The sequence below is a fragment of the [Ruminococcus] torques ATCC 27756 genome, from assembly GCF_000153925.1.
Lineage (GTDB): Bacteria > Bacillota > Clostridia > Lachnospirales > Lachnospiraceae > Mediterraneibacter > Mediterraneibacter torques.
The window spans coordinates 1-2612 of record NZ_DS264356.1; the positions used below are offsets into that span (position 1 = coordinate 1).

Below are 2612 nucleotides of genomic sequence, written 5' to 3' on the forward strand. Positions count from 1 at the left end.
CTTCGATGATCTCGCCCTGTGGTGGATTCTGGTATTTTCGTTCGTACTGTAAAAGAACTTATAGCATACGCTCAACTTGAAACAAGCTATTTTTCCGTAATTCTTAAGATGGTCGGCATTACTTATATTGCGGAATTTGCTTCCGGAATTTGCAAAGATGCAGGATATCAAACGATTGCGGGACAGATAGAAACGTTCGCAAAGCTGACGATATTGGCGCTTGGGATGCCGGTTTTGACAGCTTTGCTTGAAACAGTCAGGGAGTTTCTGTCATGAAAGGAAGAAAAGGGAGATTTCTTTTTACATTATTTTTAACGCTTCTCGTATTTGGGTTCGGGACAAGGATCGTCCGGGCAGATGAAACGGATAATTTTCAATCGGATAAAAAAAGCATAGAAACAGCGGAAACAAAAATATTGGAAGAAGAGTTTGATTTTAAAGAAATTGAAAAAAGTCTATCGGAATTGTTTCCAAAAGAGAAAATTTCCTTTGAAGAAGTTGTATTTTCTTTTCTGTCAGGAGAGCCGGGGGAAATGTTAGAATTGCTTACGGGATACATAAGAGACGAGATAGCCTATGAGTTTTTGTACAGCAAAAAAACTCTCGTTTATATTATATTGATTGCCGTTATGGCGGCTGTATTCAGCAATTTTGCGGGAGCTTTTCAAAGCAGACAGATTTCGGGAATAAGTTTTTACGTTGTATATATGCTTTTGATCACGCTTTGTTTGATGTCTTTTCGGACGGCGGTTTATGGAATCAGTGAAAAATTGGAGTCTCTTACGACGTTTATGAGAGTTCTTTGTCCCGGATATTTTCTTGCGGTGGCGTTTTCGTCGGGAAGCGCGACTTCAATCTTTTTTTATAATTTGATTCTTTTTCTGATTTATATTTCAGAGCTTGTGATCGTAAGGTTTCTCTTCCCGGTGATAAATGTTTATATTATGGTGCAAATGCTTGGAAACTTAACGGAAGAAGATCTCTTTTCTGAATTTGCCGATCTGTTGAAAAAAGCGGTGACATGGACGCTTCGTACGATCGTTGCATGTATTGTCGGGGTGAATGTTGTGCAAGGGCTGTTGGCACCTGCGATAGATACGGTAAAAAGAAGTGCGCTTACAAGGACGGCAGAGGCACTTCCGTGGATAGGAAATGTGATGGGAGGAATGGCGGAAGTGACAATGGGAACGATTGTTTTGATTAAAAACGGAATCGGAATGGCAGGAGCTTTTATAGCGGTTTTAATATGTGCGGGTTCCGATTCTGCAAATGTTGTTGTCTGCGCTTTTGTATAAAATGGCGGCGGCAGCGGTACAGCCGGGTTTCGGACAAAAGAATTACCGCTTGTATCCGCGGAGTGAGCGAGGGGTATGAAATGATAGTTTCCGTTATTTTTACAGTATGATTTTTAATTTTTGCTTACAATAGCGGTTGTGGCCGGAGTAACTACATGAAATATGAAAAATGATAACTATATAAAGAACAAAAAGTGCAGGACTGAAAATACATATGTGTATGCTTTGTTTCGTTAAAAGGAGGCAAAAATGCTTGAAGAAGTATATAAATGGATTCAAAATATAGCAGTATATCTTGTTGTAGTGACGGCGATGCTTCATGCGGTACCGGGAAAAGATTATGAAAGATATATTCGTTTTTTTTCCGGTCTTGTATTGATCGTTCTTATTTTTATGCCGGTCTTAAGTGTGTTTGGCATGAAAGAAACATTCGGAGCAATCTACAGTAATCAGGTATATGAAAAAGAAAGAAAAGAACTGGAAGAGGCCGGGAACTCTTATGAGGAAATGCTGAAAAATTATATAGAAGAAAATAAAGAGGAAGAACATACAGGAACAAAAAAAGCGGATACAGATGCCGGAAAGGAGTCGATAAAAGATGGATTTGAAAAAGGCTCAAGAGTATATTAAGGCATTAAAAAACGGGGAAAAGTTTCCGAAGAAAAATATGTTTCTCATTATGTTTTTGCTTGGTGCGCTGCTGTTTGTTATTGTTCTTCCGACCGGTTCCTCTGCCCCGACTTCGGAAAAAGGCGGATTAGATGAAAATAAAAGAAAAGAAAATAAAAATTCACAAACGGGAGAATATGAAACATACATAGAAGAAAAAACATCTTCCGTGCTGTCGCAGGTGAAAGGAGCAGGAAAAGTAACCGTGATGGTGACGCTTAAATCAAACGGACAGAAATTGATTGAAAAAGATCATTCAGGAAGTACGCAGACCCAAGAAGAGACATCCGACGGCAATGTTCGGAAAGATTCGGAAAGTACGTCGGAGAAAATCAGCGTATATGAGCAGACGGCAGACGGAGCATCTGTTCCTTATGTAAGCAAAGAACTGACGCCGGAAGTTGAAGGGGTGATTGTGATTGCGGACGGAGGAGGTGATGCAGTTGTTGCCCGTAATCTTACAGAAGCGGTACAGGCATTATTTGGTGTGGAAGCGCATAAGATAAAAATAATGAAACGGGGATGATACATAAAAGGAGGCTTGTGAAGTGAACGAGTATTTAAGAAAATCAGATTATCATAGCTGCGTTGGCGGTGATGATCGCAGTGGCGGGATATTTGAATTATTTCGGGAAAAATATTTCATGA

General features: G+C 39.7%; 3 protein-coding genes and 1 pseudogene. All 4 read left to right on the plus strand.

All coding sequences use genetic code 11. The features are described from left to right. Positions 1-96: 96 nt before the first annotated feature. A pseudogene (locus RUMTOR_RS06450) lies at positions 97-276 on the plus strand (SpoIIIAC/SpoIIIAD family protein); the annotation flags it as partial. Beyond that, positions 273-1295, plus strand: coding sequence for a stage III sporulation protein AE (locus RUMTOR_RS06455; RefSeq protein WP_004846373.1), 1023 nt, complete (start codon positions 273-275; stop codon positions 1293-1295). The pseudogene RUMTOR_RS06450 and the gene RUMTOR_RS06455, both read left to right, overlap by 4 nt. Before the next feature lie 249 nt (positions 1296-1544). Further along, a complete protein-coding gene (locus RUMTOR_RS06460) occupies positions 1545-1925 on the plus strand; it encodes a stage III sporulation protein AF (RefSeq protein WP_004846375.1) in 381 nt (126 codons plus the stop codon). Beyond that, positions 1894-2490, plus strand: coding sequence for a hypothetical protein (locus RUMTOR_RS06465; protein WP_004846376.1), 597 nt, complete (start codon positions 1894-1896; stop codon positions 2488-2490). Before RUMTOR_RS06460 ends, RUMTOR_RS06465 begins: the two co-directional genes overlap by 32 nt. The last annotated feature ends 122 nt before the right edge of the window (positions 2491-2612 follow it).

Bases quoted from the DNA above. Each gene is read 5' to 3' on its own strand.
- RUMTOR_RS06460 (WP_004846375.1), top strand. From the start codon at position 1,545: ATGCTTGAAGAAGTATATAAATGGATTCAAAATATAGCAGTATATCTT.
- RUMTOR_RS06455 (WP_004846373.1), top strand. From the start codon at position 273: ATGAAAGGAAGAAAAGGGAGATTTCTTTTTACATTATTTTTAACGCTT.
- RUMTOR_RS06465 (WP_004846376.1), top strand. From the start codon at position 1,894: ATGGATTTGAAAAAGGCTCAAGAGTATATTAAGGCATTAAAAAACGGG.